Origin of the sequence: Variovorax xiamenensis, from assembly GCF_050916385.1 — a bacterium.
GTDB lineage: Bacteria > Pseudomonadota > Gammaproteobacteria > Burkholderiales > Burkholderiaceae_C > Variovorax.
Window position 1 is genome coordinate 2376577 of the sequence record NZ_CP139038.1, and the last position, 22365, is coordinate 2398941.

Annotated in this window: 17 protein-coding genes; 10 read left to right on the forward strand and 7 right to left on the reverse strand. The window is 69.1% G+C overall.

Annotated features, from left to right (window positions below):
- Nucleotides 1–99: 99 nt before the first annotated feature.
- Entirely contained in the window at nucleotides 100–1323 is a 1224-nt protein-coding gene (locus SFB74_RS10430) for a glutamate carboxypeptidase (protein ID WP_432731916.1), read from the forward strand.
- A gap of 6 nt (nucleotides 1324–1329) precedes the next feature.
- On the opposite strand, the gene SFB74_RS10435 is transcribed toward SFB74_RS10430, so the two are convergent.
- Complete coding sequence (locus SFB74_RS10435; RefSeq protein ID WP_432730741.1) at nucleotides 1330–2034, reverse strand: glutathione S-transferase N-terminal domain-containing protein; 705 nt, start codon at nucleotides 2032–2034, stop codon at nucleotides 1330–1332.
- A gap of 86 nt (nucleotides 2035–2120) precedes the next feature.
- Nucleotides 2121–2960: a phosphate/phosphite/phosphonate ABC transporter substrate-binding protein gene (locus SFB74_RS10440; protein ID WP_432730742.1), complete on the reverse strand. Its 840-nt coding sequence runs from the start codon at nucleotides 2958–2960 to the stop codon at nucleotides 2121–2123.
- A 376-nt stretch (nucleotides 2961–3336) separates the two neighbouring features.
- On the opposite strand from SFB74_RS10440, the gene SFB74_RS10445 reads away from it, so the two are divergent.
- A complete protein-coding gene (locus SFB74_RS10445) occupies nucleotides 3337–3492 on the forward strand; it encodes a hypothetical protein (protein WP_432730743.1) in 156 nt (51 codons plus the stop codon).
- 137 nt (nucleotides 3493–3629) lie between these two features.
- On the opposite strand, the gene SFB74_RS10450 is transcribed toward SFB74_RS10445, so the two are convergent.
- A complete protein-coding gene (locus SFB74_RS10450; RefSeq protein WP_432730744.1) occupies nucleotides 3630–4442 on the reverse strand; it encodes an alpha/beta fold hydrolase in 813 nt (270 codons plus the stop codon).
- Between the two features lie 377 nt (nucleotides 4443–4819).
- Here SFB74_RS10450 and SFB74_RS10455 point away from each other — a divergent pair, with 377 nt between their 5' ends.
- The 3 genes from SFB74_RS10455 to SFB74_RS10465 all read left to right on the forward strand — a co-directional run bounded on the left by SFB74_RS10455 (nucleotide 4820) and on the right by SFB74_RS10465 (nucleotide 11198).
- Nucleotides 4820–10003, forward strand: a complete 5184-nt coding sequence (locus SFB74_RS10455; RefSeq protein WP_432730745.1) for a trifunctional serine/threonine-protein kinase/ATP-binding protein/sensor histidine kinase — start codon at nucleotides 4820–4822, stop codon at nucleotides 10001–10003.
- 41 nt (nucleotides 10004–10044) lie between these two features.
- Nucleotides 10045–10692: a response regulator transcription factor gene (locus SFB74_RS10460; protein ID WP_126473154.1), complete on the forward strand. Its 648-nt coding sequence runs from the start codon at nucleotides 10045–10047 to the stop codon at nucleotides 10690–10692.
- A 125-nt stretch (nucleotides 10693–10817) separates the two neighbouring features.
- A complete protein-coding gene (locus SFB74_RS10465; RefSeq protein ID WP_432730747.1) occupies nucleotides 10818–11198 on the forward strand; it encodes a response regulator transcription factor in 381 nt (126 codons plus the stop codon).
- Nucleotides 11199–11324: 126 nt separating this feature from the next.
- Here the strand turns inward: SFB74_RS10465 and SFB74_RS10470 are convergent, their stop codons facing one another.
- Nucleotides 11325–11456 carry a hypothetical protein gene (locus tag SFB74_RS10470; RefSeq protein ID WP_432730748.1) on the reverse strand — a complete coding sequence of 44 codons (132 nt, stop codon included), beginning with the start codon at nucleotides 11454–11456 and terminating at the stop codon, nucleotides 11325–11327.
- On the opposite strand from SFB74_RS10470, the gene SFB74_RS10475 reads away from it, so the two are divergent.
- Nucleotides 11455–12441 carry a sensor histidine kinase gene (locus SFB74_RS10475; RefSeq protein ID WP_432730749.1) on the forward strand — a complete coding sequence of 329 codons (987 nt, stop codon included), beginning with the start codon at nucleotides 11455–11457 and terminating at the stop codon, nucleotides 12439–12441. The two genes, SFB74_RS10470 and SFB74_RS10475, sit on opposite strands and share 2 nt — an antisense overlap.
- Nucleotides 12442–12452: 11 nt before the next feature.
- Here the strand turns inward: SFB74_RS10475 and SFB74_RS10480 are convergent, their stop codons facing one another.
- The gene (locus SFB74_RS10480) at nucleotides 12453–13652 is read right to left on the reverse strand and encodes an epoxide hydrolase family protein (RefSeq protein ID WP_432731917.1); all 1200 of its coding nucleotides are present in this window, start codon (nucleotides 13650–13652) and stop codon (nucleotides 12453–12455) included.
- A 368-nt stretch (nucleotides 13653–14020) separates the two neighbouring features.
- Here SFB74_RS10480 and SFB74_RS10485 point away from each other — a divergent pair, with 368 nt between their 5' ends.
- The gene (locus SFB74_RS10485; protein WP_432730750.1) at nucleotides 14021–16882 is read left to right on the forward strand and encodes an ATP-binding protein; all 2862 of its coding nucleotides are present in this window, start codon (nucleotides 14021–14023) and stop codon (nucleotides 16880–16882) included.
- A gap of 138 nt (nucleotides 16883–17020) precedes the next feature.
- Here the strand turns inward: SFB74_RS10485 and SFB74_RS10490 are convergent, their stop codons facing one another.
- Entirely contained in the window at nucleotides 17021–17404 is a 384-nt protein-coding gene (locus SFB74_RS10490; RefSeq protein WP_432730751.1) for a helicase SNF2, read from the reverse strand.
- 198 nt (nucleotides 17405–17602) lie between these two features.
- Nucleotides 17603–18202: a cytochrome P460 family protein gene (locus SFB74_RS10495; protein WP_432730752.1), complete on the reverse strand. Its 600-nt coding sequence runs from the start codon at nucleotides 18200–18202 to the stop codon at nucleotides 17603–17605.
- A gap of 359 nt (nucleotides 18203–18561) precedes the next feature.
- Here SFB74_RS10495 and SFB74_RS10500 point away from each other — a divergent pair, with 359 nt between their 5' ends.
- From SFB74_RS10500 to SFB74_RS10510, 3 genes are all read left to right on the forward strand, one after another.
- Nucleotides 18562–19878, forward strand: a complete 1317-nt coding sequence (locus SFB74_RS10500) for an MFS transporter (protein WP_432730753.1) — start codon at nucleotides 18562–18564, stop codon at nucleotides 19876–19878.
- A gap of 21 nt (nucleotides 19879–19899) precedes the next feature.
- Nucleotides 19900–21327 carry an FAD-binding oxidoreductase gene (locus SFB74_RS10505; RefSeq protein WP_432730754.1) on the forward strand — a complete coding sequence of 476 codons (1428 nt, stop codon included), beginning with the start codon at nucleotides 19900–19902 and terminating at the stop codon, nucleotides 21325–21327.
- 69 nt (nucleotides 21328–21396) lie between these two features.
- A complete protein-coding gene (locus SFB74_RS10510; RefSeq protein ID WP_432730755.1) occupies nucleotides 21397–22356 on the forward strand; it encodes a LysR substrate-binding domain-containing protein in 960 nt (319 codons plus the stop codon).
- Nucleotides 22357–22365: the final 9 nt, after the last annotated feature.

Below are 22365 nucleotides of genomic sequence, written 5' to 3' on the forward strand. Positions count from 1 at the left end.
AAACAAAGAAAGAACAGAACGGACAACATGACGACTCTCTCGCGCCATCTCTCCTTCGCTTCCCCGGCCACGAAATCCCCGGCACCCGCCCGCCGCCGCATGCTCGCGGTTGCCCAGTGCACTGCGCTCGCATGCGCGCTGCTTGCCGGCAACGCCATGGCCCAGAAGCCGCATCAGGGCGTGCTCGACGCGGCCACGCAGAGCAAGGACGGCGCGCTCAAGATGCTGGAGACGATGGTCAACATCGATTCGGGCTCGACCGATACGGCAGGCCTGGCCAAGGTCCGCGAGATGGCGGTGGAAGAACTGCGCAAGCTCGGCGCGCGCATCGAGACCTTTCCGGCGGAGCCGCATCCCGGCACCAACGTGGTCGCCACGCTGACGGGCCAGGGCAAGAAGAAGATCCTGATCCTTGCGCACATGGACACCGTCTTCAAGGAAGGCACGGCCGCCGCCAAGCCCTTCTACATCAAGGACGGCCGCGCCTACGGCCCCGGCGTGATGGACGACAAGGGCGGCGTGGTGGCCGGCCTTTACGCGCTGAAGATCCTGCAGCAGGTCGGCTTCAAGGACTATGGGCAGATCACCTTCCTGCTCGACACCAACGAAGAGACCGGCTCCGTGGGCACCAGCGCGCTCATCGAGCGCGTGGCCAGGCAGCATGACGTGGCCTTGAACCTGGAGCCGGGCCGTCCGGCCGACGGCCTCGTGGTCGAGCGCAAGGGCTCGGCCACCGCGCTCATCGAGGTGAAGGGGCTCGCTGCCCACGCGGGCGTGGCGCCCGAGGCAGGCCGCAACGCTGCGATGGAAGTGGCGCACCAGGTGCTGCAGCTGTCGAAGACGGCCGATGCGGCGAAGAAGACCACCGTCAACTTCACGGTGCTCACGGCCAACGGCCCGACCAACGTGATCCCCGCGACGGCCAGCGCCAAGGGCGACGTGCGCGCCGCCACGCCCGAGGAACTCGACCGCGTGGAGAAGGACCTGGTCCGCATCTCGCAGAACAAGCTCATTCCCGAGACCGAGGTGCGCGTGCGCCTGATCCGCGGCCTGCCGCCGATGCCGCGCTCGCCCGCGTCCGACAAGCTGGTGGCCATGGCCGAAGGCATCTACGCGGAGATCGGCAAGAAGCTCACCATCGAGAGCAGCGGCGGCGCGGCCGACGCGAGCCTGGTGGCGGGCGTCGGCGTGCCGGTGCTCGACGGCTTCGGCATCGTGGGCGGCGGCATCCACACGCCGGAGGAATACGCGGAGGTCGAGAGCGTGGTGCCGCGGCTCTACCTGCTCTCGCGCATGCTGATGGACCTGTCCAGCAGCAACTGAGGCCGCTCAGCCGCGCTTCGGAATGCCCAGCCCCGCCACGACGGCGGGGCGCGCCACGAAGGCCTCGAGCGTGCGCGCCACGTTCGGGAAGTCCTTGAAGCCGACCAGGTCGGCTGCCTCGTAGAAGCCGATCAGGTTGCGCACCCAGGGAAAGGTGGCGATGTCGGCGATGGTGTAGCTGTCGCCCATGATCCATGCGCGGTCGGCGAGCCGCTTGTCGAGCACGCCCAGCAGGCGCTTCGACTCGTTCACGTAGCGGTCGCGCGGGCGCTTGTCTTCGTAGTCCTTGCCCGCGAACTTGTTGAAGAAGCCGAGCTGGCCGAACATCGGGCCGATGCCGCCCATCTGGAACATCACCCACTGCAGGGTCTCGTAGCGGCCGGCGGCGTCCTGCGGAATGAGCTTGCCGGTCTTCTCGGCCAGGTACACGAGGATCGCGCCCGACTCGAACAGTGCCAGCGGCTTGCCGCCGGGCCCGTTAGGGTCGAGGATGGCCGGGATCTTGTTGTTCGGGTTGAGCGACAGGAACTCCGGCGACATCTGGTCGTTGGTCTCGAAGCTCACCAGGTGCGGCTCGTAGGGCAGGCCGGTTTCCTCCAGCATGATCGACACCTTCACGCCGTTGGGCGTGGGCAGCGAGTACAGCTGCAGCCGGTCGGGGTGCTGCGCGGGCCACTTCTTCGTGATGGGGAAGCTCGAGAGATCGGTCATGAAAGGGTCCTTGAGAGAGGCAAACTGCAAGCGCTGGATTCTGCCCGGGCCGGTACCCGGGCGTGCGCGTGCGGTCTTGCCCTCGGTCAGATCCCGAGCCAGTTCATCAGCGAGGCTTCGACGTCGGCCGAGGGCTTGACGAAGCCCACGTAGCTCGATGCCGCCAGCGCGCGCTTGCCCGCGTCGGTCTGCGCCAGGCCCAGCAGCGCGTCGCGCGCTGCATTCACGGTGGCTGCGTCGAGCTTGCTGGACGCGAGCCATTGCTTGATCGGCACCGCGCGCGATTCCGCGCAGATCTTGCCGCCGCCGTCCTTCCAGGTCTTGACCACGTTCGAGGCGGCGGTGGCGCCGTAGGCCGCGAAGCCGTTCTGCACATAGAAGGGCACTGCCTCCTGGAAGCGGGTGTTCGTCACCTTCACGGCCGTCGCGCCCTGCAGGCCCTGTTCGCGCAGCATGGCGCGCGTGATGACGGAGGTGATGGAGTCCGCATCGGGCATCACCAGCTGCTTGCCGGCCACGCTCTTCCAGTCGGAGATCGGCTGCTGCTCCTTGCACAGGAACGACACCTTGTAGTCGGTGTAGCCGGTGGTCCAGGCGAAGGCCTTGTATTGCCCGCTCTTGATGGCGCCGAGCGCCACGTGCGAGGGATGCACGAAGGCCAGGTCGACCTGCTGCTGCTTGAGCGCATCGCGCGCGCCGTTGTATGAATTGAGCACCTTCACCGTCACCGGCTGCTTGAGCGCCTTGGAGAGCACCTCGGCGATGGGCTCGAAGCGGGCGGTGATCTGCGCGTCGGACACGTCGTAGCTCACGCCTTCGCTGACGCCGATCACCAGGGCATGCGCCGAGGCGCTCGCCGCGAGAAGCACGCCCGCGGCGACGCGGACGGTGGTGCGAAGCGAAGGATGAAGGGGCTGGCGTTGCATGGCGGGGCTTTCTTCGGAAGGAGGGTGGTTGTGAATTTTGTAACTAAATTATTACATTGATCCAGTCTGGTGCACCAGGCCCGTGCGATCGATGACGCGCCGATGGCGGCCGATAGTAGGTTCGTGCTACGGACTGCGCATTGACGCGGGTCAACGGGCCGGCCTCGGGCGGCAGCACGCCCTGCCATTTATCGGAGGCGGAATACAAGGCGCGCCAGCTTTGTCCGACGCGATCGGAGTCCAGGGGCACGCAGACTCCTGCCGTCATCAATCGGAGGAAAAAGAGATGAGAAGTCGCAGTCGACGAGGCCATCAGCAGCCGCAGTCCGGGTCCCAGCCCCAGCCGTTGCGGGGCGAGCTCTGGCTCCTGTTCGCCATGGCGGTGCTGATCGCAACCATTGCCCTGTTGCACCTCGCCGTGGAACGCGAGCGCGCGGGAGGAGCCTTCCAGTTCGACCTCCAGCAGCTGCTGTCCGAGGCGCCCGCCAAGAGCCCGGTGACGGCGATGAGCCTGCCGCAGGAAATCCGTTGATGCCGGCGAAGCACCGGCCCGCAAGTCTCGCGCTTGCCGGCATGGATGTCGCCATCGAGCGCCGACCGGGGCGGTGATTCGCGGCTCAGGTGCCGGAGAACTGCCGCAGTAGAACCCTGAAGCCGGGACGCCGACGCTCAGTGCTCGGCCGCTTCGACGATCACCCTGGCGACCGCCTCGGGCTGGGAGGTCATCACGACGTGCGATGCGCCCTTGACCACCACCGTCTTCTGAGCGTTGGCGCGTTGCGCCATGAAAGCCAGCGCAGCAGGCGGAATGTTCTTGTCGCGATCGCCATACACGAACCATGAGGGCACCGATTTCCATGCCGGAGCCTGCGCCGCCTCGTTCAGAGCCGCCTCGGCGATGGGCCGCTGCCCCACGGCCATCAGGCGCGCCTTGGCGAGCGGAACGTCGGCCGCGAACTGCGCTGGAAACTTGTCCTGCTGGATGTACAGGTCCTTGCCGCCATCGGCGAGCGGCACCGCCGGCGCCAGCGTGGGGCCGAGCGTGCTGCCGGGGAACTTGCCCGTGAGGCCGAGCGCCGTTTCGCCGGCTTCGGGCGCGAAGGCCGCCACGTAGACCAGCGCCTTCACGTTCGGCTTGCCGTTCGCTGCGGCAGAGATCACCGAGCCGCCATACGAGTGCCCGACGAGCACCACCGGCCCCTTCACCGAATCGACGACGCCGGCGACGTACGCCGCATCGAACGAGGGTCCGCGCAGCGGGTTCGCGGCGGAGATCACGGAATAGTGCCGCGCCTGCAGGCGCTGAACCACGCCGTCCCAGCTCGACGAATCGGCGAAGGCGCCATGCACGAGCACGATCGTGGGCTTGGTGGACGAGGCGGGGTCCGCCGGCTGCGCGAACGAGTGCAGGGGCGCCAGCGCGGCCAGGCCGAGCGCATGGGCCATCAGGGTCGTGGCGAGACGGCGAGAGAACTTCTTCATGACGATTCTTCCTTGGTTGAACTTGGGGGAACAGGATCGGGATCGACCTGGGTCGACGGCGCTGAATCTATGGGCGATGCGAAGGAAGTCCGGCCCGGTCTGTATGCCTGTGTGTCCGAGGGGCGTGCGGTGACATTACTTTTCAAGCGGACCGACCGAAACCGCCGCGGCGCAGGCCCGCGCCTAACAACGCCTAACACCAGCCAACGACCGCAGCGCCAATCTCGCGATCGGCGGAGTTCCAATGGCATCCGTACCCGAGTGCATCCCGTATGCGCCCGAGTGCGCCCGAAGACGGGGAGAAACAAGAACAACGGCGGGCTCCGTCCCGCGCCCACGCATTTCGCGGCCCGGCCGGCCGCAAGAGGCTCACATCCATGCCCATGCAACATCAGGAATCCGCCGGACAGGAGGAGGCAGAAGCAGTCCTGCCGGATGCTCCCGTGGTCGCGCGGCACGGAGCCTCGTCGGTGCGATACCGGGACTTTCGCGAGCTGGGCGCAGGCACGCCGCGCCTGGAGCGCGCACGGGCGCACGGCGTGGCCTCCTCGCTCGTGGCCGGGCGCGGCCAGACCACGCCGACCACCGCCGCGCTGCTTCAACGGGAGTACTCGTTGCGCCACGTGCTTCGCGACGAATGGGCCGCGGTGCCGGTCGCGCTGGTGCCCCATGGAGAGAGCTTCCTGCTGATCCTGAAGGACCCCGGCGGCGAGCCGCTTCCCCGCAGCGGCGCACCGTGTGCCGATGCGGGCGTCTTCGTCGAGTTCGCGCTGCGCCTCACCGCCGCCGTGGGCGCGATGCACGCGGCCGGCGTGCTGCATCGCGCGCTCACGCCCGATCGCATGCTGCTCTGCGAAGACGGCCGGGCCTGTCTCACCGGCTTCGGCCAGGCAGCCACCGTCGGCGGCGAGGACAAGGCCGCGGGCGACGACCAGCTCTCCTGGGACGAGGACAGCTTCAACTACATGGCGCCCGAGCTGGGCGCGCGCATGAACCTGCGCGTGGATGCGCGGGCCGACCTCTACGCGCTCGGCTGCATCTTCTACGAGTCGATGACCGGCAGGCTTCCCTTCGAGGGCGCAGACGCCGCCGCGCGCGTGCACGCGCATGCGACCCGCGTCGCCCGTGCGCCCGCCGAGCTGGTGCCGGGGCTTCCGGAGCAACTCTCGCTGCTGGTCATGAAGCTGCTCGAGAAGACGCCGGAGCACCGGTACGCGGACGCTGCCGGCGTGCTGGCGGACCTGCGGCGCTGCGAGACCCTGCTGCGCCAGCACGGGCGCATTCCCCGTTTCGCGCTCGATGCCCATTCGACCCTGCGCAAGCCCGGCGGCACAGGCCCTGTGCTCGGACGCGACGCCGAGCTGCAGACATTGCTTTCGCTCTACCGCGAGGTCGCGGACAGCGCCCGCTCGCGCGCGGCCTGGGTCTCGGGCCCGTCGGGCATCGGCAAGTCGACGCTCCTGCGCGAGGCGGTGGCCCGCATGCAGCACCCGGGCGCACCGCTGCTTGCCGCGGCCAAGAGCGAGCAAGGGCGCCGCGGCAAGCCGTATGCGCTGCTGGTGGAGGCGCTCGATCCGCTGCTGCAGCACGTGATCGGCTGCGCGAACGAAGAGTTCGCGGTCTGGCGCAATCGCATCGCCGCCGCCGCGAAGCCGGTGGAGCGGACCCTGGCGGGCCTGCTGCCGGCGCTCGGCGTCATCCTCGGCGCGCCGTCCGGACAGCCTGTGCCCGCGCCCCCCGACGCGGCCCCCGCGCTTGAGCGCGAGCGCGTGCTGCAGGGCATGGCGCGGCTGATCGCATGCTTCGCCGCGCCCACGCGTCCGCTCGTGATGCTGCTCGACGACCTGCAATGGGCCGACGTCGAAACCCTGCAGGTGCTCGAGCGCCTGCTGTATCAACACGACGATGCCGCGCTGCTGCTCATAGGAACCTTCCGCGACAACGAGGTGGATGCGGCTCATCCGCTGCGCGCGGGCCGGCTCGCGGAGGTGCCGCAAGCCGCGCGCATCGAACTCGGTCCGCTGGACGAAGGCGCCTTGCGCGAAATGATCGCGCTCACGCTGCAACAGGACGCGAGCGTCGTCGGCGAACTGGCCGACCTCATTGGCCGGAAGACCGAGCGGAATCCGCTCTTCGCCCGGCACCTGCTCCATCTGCTGGCCGACGACGGCCTGCTTGCCTACGACGCGGAGACCGCCTCGTGGCGCTGGAGCCTCGAACAGCTCGCGTCCCACCCCGGCGCCGACACCGTCGGCGACCTGATGGCGCGCCGCTTCGAACAGCTGCCCGCGGAGACACAGGCGGTCCTGCGCGTGATGGCATGCCTCGGTCACCGGACCTCGGGCGACGAACTCGCGCTGGCGATGGACGTGCAGCCCGGAGCCGATGCGGCCAGGCGCCTGCAGGCCGCGCTCGACAGTGCGCGCGAGGCAGGCAGCATCCAGCGCGACGGTGAGGACTGGGGCTTCTGGCACGACCGCATCCGCGAAGCCGCCTACGCCTCGATCCCGCCTGGGGAGCGGCCGCGCATGCACCTGCAGATCGTGCGCCGCCAGCTGCGGCATGCGTCCGACTCCGCGCGGGTGTTCTCGCTCGCCGCGCAAGCCGGCCTCGCACGTCCGGCCGTCGATGCACCGCAGGAGCGACGCGACTTCGCGCGGCTCAACCTCGAGGCCGGCAGGCAGGCGAAGGCCGCGACCGCCCACCATTCGGCGCTCGGCTTCTTCCGCGCCGCGCTCGCCTTCCTGGGCGAAGCCGACACCAGCGAAGACGGCCTGCACGCGCGCGCGCTCTGTGGCGAGGCCGAGTTCATGACCGGGGCGCTGGAGGCCGCGGAGGGCCGCCTGTCGGCGCTGGAGGAGGTTGCGGGAGACGGCATCTTCGGGGCCGATCTCGCGCGCCTGCGTGCTGCGCTGTACACCACGCTCGGCAACTTCGACCGGGCACTGGACGTGGGGCTGGCCTTCCTGCGCAAGTCAGGCATCGTCATGCCGAGGCGGCCCGACGCCGCGGCGGTCGACCGGGAGCACGCGGTGCTGCAGGAATGGATCGACCAGCACGGCATCGGGGCCCTGCGCCAGCTGCCCGTCGTGGCCGACCCGCTGCGGCGTGCGATCACCGACATCTTCGCGGACCTGATTCCGCCGGCGCTGTACACCGACCAGGACCTGGTCGACCTGATCCTGCTGCGCATGATCGGCCTCAACATTGCGCAGGGTCACTCCGACGCCTCGGCGGACGGCTATGTCTGCATGACGCAGGTCTTCGGCGTGCGCTACGGCAACTACGCCGCCGCGCGGGAGTTCGGCGCGCTCGCGCTGCACCTGGTCGACGAGCGCGGGCTCGCCCAGTACCGGGGCCGGGTCTACATGACCTTCGGCACCATGGTGGTCCCGTGGACGCAGCCGGCACGCGCGGCGCGCGACTACATCCGGCGCGCCTACGACGTGGCCGTGGCGAGCGGCGATCACACCTTCGCGATCTACTGCGGGCGCAACCAGGCCACGGGCATGCTCTTCGCCGGGGAATATCTCGGCGATGTGCGGGACACGGTCGAGCGCGGGCTGGCGGTTGCGCGCGACGCGAATTTCCAGCTCGTGATCGAGGCACTGCTGGCCCAGAAGGTGTTGCTGGCGCAGCTGCAGGACGGGACCATCGGCGATCGCGAAGAACAGCCCAGCCCGCCGCGGGAAGACCAGCCCGCCACGCTCGTCGACTTCGCCTACTGGGTGTACCGCCTGCAGGCGGCGCTCCTCGGCGGCAGGCTCGCCGAGGCGATCGAGGCACGCCACCGGGCAGAAGCCTGCGCGGCCTCGGGCCGCACCTTCGCCGAGAGCGGGGACCTGCCGTTCTACGGCGCGCTCGCCTTGCTCGCGCTTCCCACGCGCGATGCGTTGCAGCAGGCCGCGCTGCAGCGGGATGCGAAGCAGCTCCAGGCCTGGAGCCAGGCCTGCCCGGCCAACTTCCTGGCCCGCTTCCAGCTGGTGCGCGCGGAGATGTGCCGCATCGACGGCGATCCGCTCCCGGCGGTGGAGGCCTATGCGCGGGCGGTGTCGCATGCGCGGCGCCACGGCTTCACGCAGGTCGAGGCACTGGCGGCCGAGCATGCCGCGGCCTTCCATGCCGGGCGCGGCGACGACCTGTCCGCGCACGGCAACCTGCGCCACGCACGCGGCGCGTGGCAGCGCTGGGGCGCCACGGCCAAGGTGCGCCAGCTGCAGGCCTCGCACCCGGGGCTCTTCGAGATCGAGGACCCGGTGCCGAACACGCGGCGGATGCAGGGGCTCGACGCGCAGGCTGTCCTGCGCATCTCGACTGCGCTCGCCGGCGAGATCGTGCCGGTGCGCCTGGTCGAGACGCTGCTTCGCACCGCGCTCGAGAACGCCGGCGCCGAGTCCGGCACGCTGGCGCTGTTGCGGCACGAGGCGTGGCAGGTGCGTGCCCAGGCGCGGGTGCTCGACGGTGCCGTCACGCTCACGCAGGAGGGCGTCGCCTTCGATGCAGGGACGTTGCCGGTCTCCATCGTCCAGGCGGTCGCGCGCACCCAGCAGCACGTCGTGGTGGACGATGCGCGCGAGAGCGCGTCGCTCGCGCAGGACGACTACATCCGCCGCCGGCGTCCGCGCTCGATCCTGTGCGTGCCGCTGATGCGTCACGCGATGCTCGTCGGCGTGCTCTACCTGGAGAACAACCTGGCCTCCCACGTGTTCACGCCCGCCAAGGCGGAGGTGCTGGAGGTGATCGCCTCGCAGGCGGCCTTCGCGCTGGAGAACGCGCGGCTGTACGAGGAACTGATCGACCAGAACCAGCAGCGCGCGCAGGCCGAAGAGCAGCTGCGCAGCACGCTCGCCGAACTCGAGCGCGCGACCCGCCTGAAGGCGATGGGCGAGCTGGTGGCTTCCATCGTGCACGAGGTCGGCCAGCCGATCGCCGCGGTCGACACCTCGGCCAGCGCCGCGCTGCGCTGGCTCGACCGCAGCCCGCCCGACATCGGCGAGGCCCGCGAGATGCTCACGCACATCAGCAGGAGCGCATTGCGCGCGCGCACCATCATCCAAGGCCTTCGCGCCAAGGCGCGCAACGCGGAGCCGCAGTTCGGCGTCTTCGATCTCGGCGAGGCGCTGCGCGAGGCGGCGACGCTGGTCGCCGGGGCGCTCGACACCATGGGCGTCACGCTGGAGACGAAGGGCCTGGACACGCCACTGGCCGTGCACGGCGACCGCGTGCAGCTGCAGCAGGTGGCGGTCAACCTGCTGATGAACGGGGCCGAGTCGATGGCTTCCCTCCCGCCCGGCCCCCGCCCGCTGTCGATGGCCTGCGTGCACGACGACGACCACGTGCGCATCGTGGTGGAGGATGCCGGGCCGGGCGTCGTTGTCGGAGCGGCGGAGCACCTGCTCAAGCCGCTCTTCACCACCAAGTCCAACGGCATGGGCATGGGGCTGGCCATCTGCAAGTCGATCCTCGATGCGCACGGCGGAACGCTCGAGCTGCGGCAGCGCGAGCCCACCGGCATGCGCGCCGTCTTCAGCCTGCCTCGGCCGGGCCCCGGCCATCGATGAAAGGGCAGGCAACCCCGATGCCCTCACCAACCTTTCGTTTCATGCGTCCTTCCGATCCACTCCAGGCACCCCTTCGTTGCGTGTTCATCGTCGATGACGACGAGCTCGTGCGCGATGCGCTGAGCAGCCTGCTGCGCTCCATCGACCTGGCGGTGCACGCCTTTGCGACGACGGAGGAGTTCCTCGCCGCACCGCGCTCCGGCGAGCCCTCCTGCCTGGTGCTGGACGTGCGCCTGCGCGGCCAGAGCGGCCTTTCCTTCCAGCAGGCCCTGCTGGAGCGCGGCGAGCCTCACATGCCGATCGTGTTCATGACCGGGCACGGCGACATCGCCATGACCGTGAAGGCGATGAAGGCCGGGGCCGTTGATTTCCTGGCGAAGCCCTTCCGCGATCAGGACATGATCGACGCGGTGATCGCCGCGCTGGATCGCGATGCGCGGCGCCTGGAGAGCGAGCGCCTGCTGCAGGCCGCGCGTGCCTGCTGGGAATCGCTCACGCCGCGCGAGTGCGAGGTGGTGCAGCACGTGGCCGGCGGCCTGATGAACAAGCAGATCGCCGATCGCATGGGCATTGCCGAGATCACGGCCAAGATCCACCGGGGCCAGGCGATGCGCAAGATGAACGCGCGCTCGGTTGCCGAACTGGTGCGCAGGATGGAGGCGCTGGGTGTGGTGGAGAGCGCCTGCTGAGGCGGTGGCATACCTATGGATGATGGCGCCGCGCGCTGGCGCCGGTATCCTGCAATCCTGGGCAGGGGCGGGAATGTTCCTGTGCCTTCACCGGAAACCCCCGGGGTAGAGAACGGGCTTCCTCCTTGTCCCTGTCAGCAGCCATCGAACTCGTTTCCATCGTCGACGACGATCCCTTCGTTCGCGCCGCGACGAGCAGCCTCGTGCGCTCGTTCGGATGGGAAGCCCGCGCGTTCGAGTCGGCCATCGACTTCCTGGCCTCCGACGTTCCGGCGCGCACGCGCTGCCTCGTCTGCGACATCCAGATGCCGGCCATGGACGGCATCGCGCTGGTCGAACGCCTGGAGCGCGAAGGCCTGCGCCCGCCCGTCATCTTCATCAGCGCCTTCGCCAACGCCCGCACGCGAGAGCGCGTGAAGGCCAGCGCCGCTCTCTGCCTGATCGAGAAGCCGATCGACGCCGCCGAGCTCGAGGCCTGGATCGGCCGTGCGCTGAGCCGGGACTGAAGCGCCGGGAGGTCGGAGGAGGCGGGGAGAGCCGGCCTCGCGCCACCCCGGCGCATGAAGAGGGCAAACCTTCGTAGGGGGGCGACAAACGCTGATGCAATGGTGTGCGCTCCCCCTCGCGTGATGTCATCTCTCCCATGCCGGCCCGTGCGCCGGCAGCAGGAGAAAACCAATGACGAAGAAGTCCCGCGCATCCATCAGTTCCTTCCATCCGGCGTGCGCATCCGACGCGCGCGCCGGGACCGTTTCGAAAACCATGCAACCCGGCCGCCGTTCCCAAGGCCTGGCGTTGGGCACGGCGCGCGCGATCGCGGTGGCCACGCTCGGGCAGAACGTCCATGCCGCGACGCTGTCGCCGCTGAGCTGCCCGCTCGACGACAGCCTGCGGTGGATCGTGTGCGTGTCGGTGCTCGTCGGCCTGATGCTGCTTGCCGTCTTCCTCTGGCTGGAGGCGATGGATCACCGCGCGGGCGCGGCGCGCCTGGCGCGTGCCATCGAGCACCGCGGCAGCGGCGCCGGCGTGCCCGAGCTCGCTGAAAGCGGCCCGCGCGCCATCGTGCGGCTGGCGCGAGCGATCAACAACCTTCGCCGCCGCCAGGCCGAGCGCGACGTGGCCCACCTGGACGTGCAGGCCGCCTACGCGCACGACCTGCGTACGCCGCTGACCCGCATGGGGCTGCGCTGCGAAATGCTGGAGGACCACGCGCTGCGCGAAGCCATGGAGCGCGACCTTGCCCAGATGCGCGAACTGGTCGAGGCCAGCGTGGCCAGCGCACGGATGCAGCGCAGCGTGGCCGAGCCGCTGCAGCGCGTCGATGCCGACGGATTGCTGGGCAACCTGATGCGCGACTATCGTGAGGCCGGCCGGGCGATCGTTCTCGACGGCCGTATCGGACAGCCGGTGATGGTCTGTCCACTCGCGCTGCGCCGCGTGCTCGCCAACCTGATCGACAACGCGCTGCGCTACGGTCGCGACGTGCGGGTCTGCGCCAGCGTCGATTCGACGAGCCTCGTGCTGGCTGTGGTCGACTCGGGCCCGGGCATCCGGTCGGCACAGATGGAGGCGGTTTTCGCACCATGGGTCCGGGCAGGGCAGGGCGGTTCCGAAGGCAAGGCCGGGTCGGGTCTCGGCCTCGCGATCGCCAGGCGCCTGGCCCGCTCGATGCAGGGCGACCTGCAGCTGCAGAACCGCCGCTGCGGCGGGCTCGAGGCACGGCTCACGCTGCCGCTCGTGGTCGCATGACGCAACCCCGGTCAGCGCAGCGACCTGAACGCCGCGCGCACTTCCTGGCTGAACAGCGCCGGCTGTTCCCACGCGGCGAAATGACCGCCGGTGTCGACCTCGTTCCAGTAGATCAGGTCGTGGTACGCGCGGTCGGCCCAGCTGCGCGGCGCCTGGTAGATCTCGCCGGGAAACACCGTCACGGCGGCCGGCAGCGAGATGTCGACGGCGTTGAAGTTGTTCGAATGGTCTTCCCAGTAGATCTGCGCGGCCGAGGTCGCGCTGTTGGTCAGCCAGTACAGCGAGATGTCGTCGAGCATCTCGTCGCGCGCAAGCACCCGCTCGGGCACGCCGCCCGAGTAGGTCCAGGTGGCGAACTTGTCGTAGATCCATGCGGCCTGGCCCACGGGCGAGTCGGCCAGCGCATAGCCCAGCGTCTGCGGGCGCGTGACCATCATCGCGGAGTAGCCCGAGCTGTTTTTGTAGAAGTCGTCCAGCTTGTCGAAGGCCGCGCGCTCCTTGGTCGACAGTCCGGCGGGCGCGGGGCCGCCCGCGGCGAGGATCGAGGCGATCTCGGCGGGCACGGTGCCCGGCATGTTGACGTGGATCGCCATCAGGCCCGGCACCTTCTGCATCGCCATGCGATGCGAGATGACCGAGCCGCAGTCGCCGCCCTGCGAGACGAACTGCCTGTAGCCCAGGCGCGCCATCAGCACACCCCAGGCGCGCGCGATGTGGTTGGAGTCCCAGCCGGTGCCCTGGGGCTGGCCCGAGAAACCGAAGCCGGGCAGCGAGGGCAGCACGAGATGGAACGCGTCCTGCGCGCGGCCGCCGTGGGCGGTGGGGTCGGTCAGCGGGCCCACGACCTTGAGCAGTTCGAAGATCGAGCCCGGCCAGCCGTGCGTCATGATCAGCGGCATCGCATCGGCATGGCGCGAGCGGATGTGCGCGAACTGGATGTCGAGGCCGTCGATGGTGGTCACGAACTGCGGAATGGCGTTGAGCCGGGCTTCGCCCTTGCGCCAGTCGTAGTCGGTGGACCAGTGGCGCACCAGCGAGCGCAGCGTGGCGAGCCGCACGCCCTGCGAGTCGTCGGCGACGGTCTCGGCGCTCGGCCAACGGGTGGCGCCGAGCCGCCGGCGCAGGTCGACGAGGGCCTCGCGGTCGACGCTGATGCGGAACGGCCGCACCGAGGTGTCGTCGGGGCCGGAGGCGCTGGACGGCCGCAGCATGGCGAAGGCACCGGAGGCCGCCGACGCCGCGCCGAGGGCGATCGACGTGGCCAGGAGGTGGCGGCGCGAGAGGGATGGATGGAGGGTGTTCATGCAGGCATTTCCGTGAAGTTGAAACGCCTCCATTGAAGTGGGCGGATGTATCCCGCGTGTGTGAAGAAAGGGCCGAATCGCATGCGCAGGTACCTCGGGGGCGGGCCGACACACGGCCATACAAATCGGCCTGCGCGGGGCGTGCTGCGACCCTCGGTTATGCTCCGTCCGCCCGCGCTGCCGAGGCGGCCGGCGGGTTCGCCGGGCCGATCGGATCGATCGCGTCCGGCCTGGCATTGCACCGCCTGCGCGGCACGCCGCAGTTCCCCATCTTCATGAGCGACGACACCTCCTTCAAGACCGCCGGCCCCATCTCCTTCGGGCCGTTCACCCTGCGCGTCGCGCAGCGGCTCCTCGAGCGCGACGGGGCGCCGGTGGATCTCGGCGGACGGGCGATGGACGTTCTGCTCGCCCTGGTCGCCAATGCCAACACCATCGTGAGCAAGCGGGAACTCATGGCGCTGGCCTGGCCCGGCATGGTCGTTTCGGACGGCAGCCTGCGCTACCAGATCGCGATGCTGCGGCAGGCGCTGGGCGACGGGCAGGACGGCGCGCGGTATCTGTCGAACGTCGTCGGCCGCGGCTACTGTTTCGTTGCCCGCATCGCCCCCGCGGCCGCTGCCCCCGACACGCAGCCGGAGCCCGAGGCGAGCCCTGTCGAACCCGGTCTTCCCGCGCAGCCGGTGGAACTGCTCGGCCGTGCGAAGGACCTGGCCGCGATCCCGGCCCAGCTGGCCAGGACGCGGTTCGTCACCATCGTTGGCTCGGGCGGAGTGGGCAAGACCTCCGTCGCAGTCCGCACGGGCCAGGACATGCTCGGCGACTTCAACGGGGCCGTGGTGTTCGTGGATCTTTCGATGCTGCTGGACCCCGGCCTGGTGCCGAGCGCCATCGCATCGATGCTGGGGCTGTCGGTGCGTTCCGCCGACCCGATACCGAGCCTGATCGCCTACCTGCGCGAAAGGCGGATGCTGCTGATACTGGACAACTGCGAGCACGTGATCGCGGCTGCCGCGTCGCTGGCCGAGCGCATCTTCCAGGCGGCGCCACGCATCCACATACTTGCCACGAGCCGCGAGGCGCTGCGCGTGCAGGGGGAGCACATCCATCTGCTCGATCCGCTGGACAACCCGCCCGACCAGCCCGGTCTTGCGGCGCGCGACATCCTCATGTATCCCGCCACGCGCCTGTTCGTCGACCGGGCCGGCGCCAGCGGCGCGATGCCCGAGCTGAACGACGAGGACGCACCCGTCATCGCGAGCATCTGCAGAAAGCTCGACGGGGTCGCGCTGGCCATCGAACTCGCGGCCCGGCGCGTTGCCGCCTACGGACTCCAGCAGACGGCAGCCCTGCTCGACGAACGCCTGGCGCTCTCGTGGCTCGGGCAGCGCACGGCGCAGCCACGGCACCAGACCCTGCAGGCCACGCTGGACTGGAGCTACGAGCTTCTGGACATGCCGGAGCGCCTCGTGCTTTGCCGGCTGTCGGTCTTCGTGGGTCACTTTTCGCTGGAAGCCGCGCGCGAAGTGGCAGCGGACCAGGAGCTGACGCAGGTACAGGTGGTCGATGCCGTCGCGAGCCTCGCGGAAAAATCGCTGCTCTCCATCCGGCGCTCCGGCACCTCGACCCAATACCGCTTGCTCGAGAGCACCCGCGCGTACGCGCATTCGAAGGCCGGAGTGGATCTGGCTGACTCGGCTGCGCGGCGCCACGCGGTCTACTTCCGCAAGCGCCTGGAACAGATGGCCGAGCAGGACGACGCCTTCTCGCGCGACGCAGCACGAGCGTCGGATCTCGCGGACCTGGGCAACGTGAGGGCCGCGCTCGCCTGGTGCTTCGATCGCGCCGATGCCAGGGAGCTGGGCGTTTCCCTGGTGCTGGCGGCAGTGCCGGCTTTCATGGCGATGTCCTTGCTGGCGGAGTGCCACGACTGGTCGAAGCGCGCGCTCGTCGAGCTGGGTACGGGCTTGGCAGGCAGCGCCGCCGAGATGCATCTGCAGGCGGCCGTCGGCCTCTCGCAGATGTTCACCCGCGGCCACAGCGACGAGGTGCGGCACGCGCTCGAACGCAGCCTCCAGGTGGCGGAGGAGCTCGGCGACTCGCGCAGCCAGGTCGAGCTGCTGGGCCGGCTGCAAATCTTCCATGAGCGCATTGGCGACTTTGTCGAGTCGCTCAGCCATGCCAGGCGCTGCGCCGCCGTGGCAGCTTCGATCGACGATGCGACGGCGCAGGCAACGGCCAATTCGCTGGTGGGCCTTTGCCATCACCTGGTGGGCGACCAGCCCCGTGCGCGCCACTTCCTGGAGGCGGCGATCGCCGGCGCCCCGGTGTCGCGGCAGCGCAGCAGCATCCACGCCGGCTTCGATTTCCACAACCGCGCATGCATCGCGCTGGCCAGGACCTTGTGGCTTCAAGGGCAGCCTTCGCAGGCCGTGGTCGTCGCCCAGCGCGCGGTCGAGGAGGCGCGGCACCTGAACCACCCCGTGACGCTGTGCATCGCCCTGATATGGGCCGTGTCGGTCTACATGTGGGTTGGCGACCTCGCGCGCGCCGAGCAGGACATCGACCGGTTCATCGCCTACGCGGAGTCGCATTCGCTGACGCCGTACCTCGCCGTAGGCCGCGGCGTCAAGGGCGAACTCGCCATCAAGCGCGGTGAGGCGGCGCGGGGCGTTCAGGCGATCCGGGATTCGCTGATCGAGCTGCGTGCGTCACGCTACGAGTTGCTCACCACGTCGTTCAACATCACGCTCGCCGAAGGCCTGAACGCCATCGGCAGGAACGGTGACGCGCTGGAGCTGATGAACGACACGCTCGCACTGGTGCACGCCAAGGGCGACCTCTACAACCTGCCGGAGCTTCTTCGCGTGAAGGCGCGTGCCCTCTCGGGTGCCGTGGCGCCGAATGCGGCGAGCGCAGAAGAGTCGCTGCTCGAAGCGCTGGCGGTGAGCAGGCAGCAGGGCGCACGCTCGTGGGAGTTGCGCGTGGCGATGGACCTGGCCCGCCTGTGGGAGAAGGCCGGGCGCGGAGGCGAAGGCAATGAGCTGCTGGCCGGCGTGCTCGCCCAATACGCCGAGGGCTTCGAAACAGTAGATCTGCAGGAAGCCGAGCGGCTGCTCGACGTGTCGATGGACTAGGGCAGGGTGCGGCCTGCTGCCCTTGCAGCCACGCCGCGCTTCCTTGATGAGGAACGAGCGGCGGGCTGCTGCCGGGAAAGGACCATCTGTATTTCCCGGACTCAGGAGCGATGGAAGCGGATGCGCATCGGTGGCCGCTTACAGCGTTCCCTCGGTCACGCCGCGGGCCGCCGTTGCGCGTGCCTGCGCACGCACCGTCGCGCGGTCGAGCGTGCTGGTGAACGTACGAGGCGCGTCGGCATTGGCGCCGTCCGCGTAGATGTTGCCGGCGCGGGCTGCCGCCACGGCTTCGGCACGCGTGTCCGCGCGCATGGCCAAGGTGGGCAGCGCGGGAGCGACGTCTGCCGAAGCGCCCTCGCGATAGGGGTCGGCGCCGTGCGAGGCAACGACGGCCTCGGCCCTGACGCTGGCGCGGCTCGCGCTCGAATGGAACTGGAGCACGCCCTGGTATTGCTCGGCGCTCGCGCTCAAGGCGAACAACGAGGAAACGGCAGCGGCGGCGAGGAGAACAGAAGCTTTCATGATGAATCCTTTCGGGTAGGTGATGACGATTCGGAAGAGCGGTTGTCAGTCGGATCGCATGTGCTTTTCCGAACTGATGGAGAGATTGTTCGGCTCATGAGGCACCTCGCGATCGATTTGCGTATGCCTCTGTATCCGGGCCGTGTTCGTCAACACTAAATTTCAAAATCTCAGGTGCGAGCCATCGGCTGCGACCCATCAGGGCGCGAGCCGCGTGAACACGTAGTCGTGGTTCTTCACCAGCGACTGATGGCAGGCAAAGCAGGTCTGGTGCTGTGCCAGGTCCGCGGGCTTGCCGTCGATGAAGCGGCCGAAGCCCCAGCCGCCGGTGGCGGCGTATTTCTTCGAGTCCTTCACCATCACCTGCACGGTGGTGGCCGCGCCCGGAATGGATGCCGGTGCGAACTCCGGCGACTGCACATGCTTCCAGGCGAGCTTGACGAGCACGGTTCCGTCGGGAAAGGGCAGCGTGCCCTTGTCGTAGGCCTGGATGGCCTTGGCGTTGCCGAGCACGGCGCGCAACTCGTTCAGCGGCTCCGCCTCGATGGCGGGCGCGATCAGCTGCCACTGCCGGTAGCCCTTGGGGATGGTGACGCCGTAGATCGGCGATGCGTCGGAGCCTGCCGCGGCGGTGCGGGTCTCCTTCGCCGCGATGGGCGCGACCGCGAAGGTGGCCAGGGCGGCAGCGAGCGCGAGGAGGCCGAAGCTGGCGAGCTTCGCCGGCGCGCCTTTGAAGGAACGGGGCGATGCCTCCGCTGCGTCCGTGCCGGAAGGCTGGTGCGTGTGTGGATTGTTCATGGGTGTGCGGTGTTGGTTGGACAAGGTCGAAATGCCAACAGGACGCTGGCTCGCGCCCCGGGGCGCGCCGATGGTCTGCCGCCTTCTCCCTTGTCCCCGCACGTTGCGTATGCGCGTGTATCGCGCTTCGCCGGTCCACACACTACGTTACGGGGGGCGATCGCACCTGCGCATCGGTCCGGTGCATCTCCAGCGCGGCGTGCACCGTCTTCGCCACGTGCACCCGCCTCGCGCATCTCGTTGCGAGATACACCGATCTTCAATCCATATGAATATTGCGTGGAAACCCGCAGCAGCGCCGCGGGTGCGGACGCGACCATCGCCTGCAGCCGAACCAGGCGAAGGAAAGCGACGCACCCATGAGCACCAGCACCATCGCGCAGCCCTACGAGGGCCGCTTCGACAGCACCTCCGATGCCGTCTACCGCAAGGTCGGATGGCGGCTGATTCCGCTGCTCTTCCTCTGCTACATCGTGGCCTACCTCGACCGCGTGAACGTCGGCTTCGCCAAGCTGCAGATGCAGGGCGACCTGCGGTTCAGCGATGCGGTCTACGGACTGGGCGCGGGCATCTTCTTCATCGGCTACTTTCTCTTCGAGGTGCCGAGCAACGTGGTGCTGCACCGCGTGGGGGCTCGCCGCTGGATCGCGCGGATCATGATCACCTGGGGCCTGCTGTCGGCGGGCACCATGTTCGTGAGTTCGCCCACCTCGTTCTACGTGATCCGCTTCCTGCTCGGTGCGGCCGAGGCGGGCTTCTTCCCCGGCATCATCCTGTACCTCACCTACTGGTACCCGGCCGCGCGGCGCGGCAAGGCCACGTCGCTGTTCCTCGCGGCGATCCCGTTCGCGGGCATCCTCGGCGGGCCCTTCTCGGGCTGGATCCTGCAGGGCATGGGCGGCGTCAACGGCTGGGCCGGCTGGCAGTGGCTGTTCCTGCTGCAGGGTCTGCCGACAGTGGCGCTGGGCCTGGTCGTGTGGCGCTACCTCGACGACCGCGTGAAGGACGTGCGCTGGCTCACGCCGGCGGAGCGCGAAATCATTGCACGCGACATCGCCGCCGAGGCGGCCGGCAAGACCGAGCCGCGCATCGCCAGCGTGCTGGGCAACGGCCGCGTGTGGCTGCTGGCGCTGGTGTACTTCGCCTACACCTCGGGGCTTTACGGCATCTCGTTCTGGCTGCCCAGCATCATCAAGGCGGCGGGCGTGAAGGGCGCTCTGGACATCGGCCTGCTCAGCGCCATTCCGTGGACCTTCGGGGTGGTCGCGATGTACTTCATGGCCCGCAGCGCGGACCGCCGGCTCGAGTACCGCTGGCACAGCGCGATCGGCGCGGTCGTCGGCGCGGCGGGGCTCGTGCTGAGCGTGGCCTCGCACGGCAACGTGACGCTCGCGATGGCGGGGCTCACGCTGGCCACCATGGGCATCATGTCGACCTTCCCGGTCTTCTGGGGCATGCCCACGGCCTTTCTCGGCGGCGCGGCGGCGGCCGCGGGCATCGCGCTCATCAACTCGTTCGGCAATCTCTCGGGCTTCAGCGCGCCGTATCTCATCGGGCTCATCAAGGACGCGACGCAGAGCACCGACGCGGGGCTGCACATGCTGGCGGGCCTGCTGGTGGCCGGTGCGGTGCTGGTGCTGTTCGTCAAGCCGGGGCGCGCGGCATCGCAGCGCTGACCGGTATTCAGGAGGTTCCCCATGGACTCGGTCGTGAACATTCCCGTGCGTTCGAACACGCGGCGTTCCCCGTCGCCGGAACTGCTTGCGCTGTTGCAAGGCAGGTTCGCTGAACGCTTTTCAACCAGCAAGGTCGTGCTGCTGCAGCACGGCACCGACGAATCGACCTACCCGCCGCAGCCGCCCGACGCGGTGGTGTACGTGCGCAGTACCGAGGAGGCGGCCTTCGTGGTGCATGCCTGCGCGCGCGAGCGCGTGCCGGTCATCGGCTTCGGCGTGGGTTCGTCGGTGGAGGGGCATCTGCTGGCCGTCGAGGGCGGCGTGTGCGTCGACTTCTCGCAGATGAACCAGGTGCTGGCGATCCGGCCCGGCGATCTCACGGCCACCGTGGAGGCGGGCGTCACGCGCGGGCAGCTGAACGCGGCGCTGCAGGGCACGGGGTTCTTCTTCTCGGTCGATCCCGGTGCCGATGCGTCCATCGGCGGCATGGTCGCCACTGCGGCATCGGGCACCAACACAGTCCGCTACGGCACCATGCGCGACAACCTCGTGAGCCTGACGGTGATCACGGCCGAAGGCGAGATCGTGCGCACCGCCTCGCGGGCGCGCAAGAGCTCGGCGGGCTACAACCTCACGCAGCTGTACTGCGGCTCCGAAGGCACGCTGGGGCTGATTGCCGAGGCCACTGTGCGGCTGCATCCGCATCCCGAGACGTACGCGGCCGCGGTGGTGCACTTTCCGTCGGTGCGCGCGGTGGTCGATTGCGTGATCGAAGCCATACAGATGGGCGTGCCGCTGGCGCGCGCGGAGCTGCTGGACGCGCTCACCATCCGCGCCGTGAACGCCCACAGCCGCACGACGCTGGGCGAGCACCCGACGCTCTTCCTTGAGTTCGGCGGCAGCCAGGCGCAGATAGACGAGCAGGCGGCCATCGTGCGAGAGATCGCGGCCAGCCATGGCGGCGGCGCCTTCCAGTGGGCGAAGCTGCCCGAGGAGCGATCGCGCCTGTGGACGCCGCGCCATCACGCGTACTTCGCCTGCCTGCAGCTGAAGGCGGGCTGCCGCAGCCTGAGCACGGATGCCTGCGTGCCGCTTTCCGCGCTCGCGCAGTGCATCGAGGAGACGCAGGCCGACATCGCCGAGCATGGCCTGCTCGTGCCGGTGCTGGGTCATGTCGGTGATGGCAACTTCCATTGCCTGGTGCTCGTGGACCCGGGCAATGCCGCGGAGAACGAAGGGGCCGAAGCCTTCAGCCACCGGCTGGTGCAGCGTGCGTTGCGCCACGGTGGCACTTCGACCGGCGAGCACGGAGTCGGGCTGCACAAGATGAAGTACCTGGTCGAGGAACATGGCGAACACACGGTGGCGCTGATGCGCGCGGTGAAGAAGGCGCTGGACCCGCACGACATCTTCAACCCCGGGAAGGTCGTCGCCCTGGCCCAGGGCTGAAGAGCGGGTGTGCGATCTAGAATTTCCGGCCTCGCCCGCGCCTCGCGGCGAATGGCCGGAGGTGCCTCGATGGAGTTGCGTCAGTTCAAGTACTTCGTTGCCATCGTGGATTGCGGCAGCCTCTCTCGCGCCGCGCAGCAACTCTTCATCGCGCAGTCGGCCCTGAGCAAGCAGATGGCCGAGCTCGAGTCGGAACTCGGCACCCAGCTGCTCCTGCGCAGCCGCAACGGCGTCGCGATGACGGAAGCCGGCAAGGTCTTCTATGAATACGCGCAGGGCATCACCAAGCAGGTGCACGATGCGAAGGCAGCGGTGCATGTCGCTGCCGAGTCGGTGGCGGGTTCGGTGGTGGCGGCGCTGCCGCAGAGCGTGTCGCCCATGATCGCGTTGCCGCTGATGCGCGCTGCGGCGCGGCGCTATCCCGACGTGGTGCTGCACCTGAACGAGGAACTCACCGGCAACATGGCCGACCAGCTGCTGCGCGGCCGCGTCGACGTGGCGGTGTTCTCGCCCACCATGCCCGCGGAAGACATCCGCTTCGTTCCGCTGGTCGAAGAAGACTTCGTCTTCCTCGATTCGCCGCAGAGCCCGCATGCATTGCCGCCCGGCGACGTGAGCATCGCGCAGGCCACCGCGCGGCCGCTGGTGTGGCCCGCCCATGCGCACGGGCATTGCACGCGATGGCTGGTCGATGCGGTGCTGGAGCAGGCGGGGCACCCGGCTGCGCGGGTGGCGGCGGAGATCAACTCGGTCTACACGCTGAAGGCGGCGGTGGAGGCGGGGCTCGGGCCGACGATCATGCCGTTCGGACTCGCGCAGCGTGAGGTGCAGGAAGGGCGTCTCGCCGCGCATCGCATCGATTCGCCTTCGATGCACCGCACGCTGGGGCTGTGCGTGTCGGTGCATCTGCCGACCACGAACGCGAAGCGCGCGGTGTGCACGTTGATCGGCGACGTGGTGCGCGACCTGTGCGAGAGCGGGCAGTGGGCCGGCGCGCGTGCACTCGCGCCGGCGAAGAGAGCGAAGTAGGGCGGTGCT

What these genes read in the sequence shown, in the direction of transcription:
- SFB74_RS10455 (WP_432730745.1), top strand. Translation starts at nt 4,820, where the DNA reads ATGCCCATGCAACATCAGGAATCCGCCGGACAGGAGGAGGCAGAAGCA.
- SFB74_RS10450 (WP_432730744.1), bottom strand. Translation starts at nt 4,442, where the DNA reads ATGAAGAAGTTCTCTCGCCGTCTCGCCACGACCCTGATGGCCCATGCG.
- SFB74_RS10480 (WP_432731917.1), bottom strand. Translation starts at nt 13,652, where the DNA reads ATGCTGCGGCCGTCCAGCGCCTCCGGCCCCGACGACACCTCGGTGCGG.
- SFB74_RS10495 (WP_432730752.1), bottom strand. Translation starts at nt 18,202, where the DNA reads ATGAACAATCCACACACGCACCAGCCTTCCGGCACGGACGCAGCGGAG.
- SFB74_RS10440 (WP_432730742.1), bottom strand. Translation starts at nt 2,960, where the DNA reads ATGCAACGCCAGCCCCTTCATCCTTCGCTTCGCACCACCGTCCGCGTC.
- SFB74_RS10490 (WP_432730751.1), bottom strand. Translation starts at nt 17,404, where the DNA reads ATGAAAGCTTCTGTTCTCCTCGCCGCCGCTGCCGTTTCCTCGTTGTTC.
- SFB74_RS10505 (WP_432730754.1), top strand. Translation starts at nt 19,900, where the DNA reads ATGGACTCGGTCGTGAACATTCCCGTGCGTTCGAACACGCGGCGTTCC.
- SFB74_RS10445 (WP_432730743.1), top strand. Translation starts at nt 3,337, where the DNA reads ATGGCGGTGCTGATCGCAACCATTGCCCTGTTGCACCTCGCCGTGGAA.
- SFB74_RS10510 (WP_432730755.1), top strand. Translation starts at nt 21,397, where the DNA reads ATGGAGTTGCGTCAGTTCAAGTACTTCGTTGCCATCGTGGATTGCGGC.
- SFB74_RS10485 (WP_432730750.1), top strand. Translation starts at nt 14,021, where the DNA reads ATGAGCGACGACACCTCCTTCAAGACCGCCGGCCCCATCTCCTTCGGG.
- SFB74_RS10475 (WP_432730749.1), top strand. Translation starts at nt 11,455, where the DNA reads ATGCAACCCGGCCGCCGTTCCCAAGGCCTGGCGTTGGGCACGGCGCGC.
- SFB74_RS10460 (WP_126473154.1), top strand. Translation starts at nt 10,045, where the DNA reads ATGCGTCCTTCCGATCCACTCCAGGCACCCCTTCGTTGCGTGTTCATC.
- SFB74_RS10435 (WP_432730741.1), bottom strand. Translation starts at nt 2,034, where the DNA reads ATGACCGATCTCTCGAGCTTCCCCATCACGAAGAAGTGGCCCGCGCAG.
- SFB74_RS10430 (WP_432731916.1), top strand. Translation starts at nt 100, where the DNA reads ATGCTCGCGGTTGCCCAGTGCACTGCGCTCGCATGCGCGCTGCTTGCC.
- SFB74_RS10500 (WP_432730753.1), top strand. Translation starts at nt 18,562, where the DNA reads ATGAGCACCAGCACCATCGCGCAGCCCTACGAGGGCCGCTTCGACAGC.
- SFB74_RS10470 (WP_432730748.1), bottom strand. Translation starts at nt 11,456, where the DNA reads ATGGTTTTCGAAACGGTCCCGGCGCGCGCGTCGGATGCGCACGCCGGA.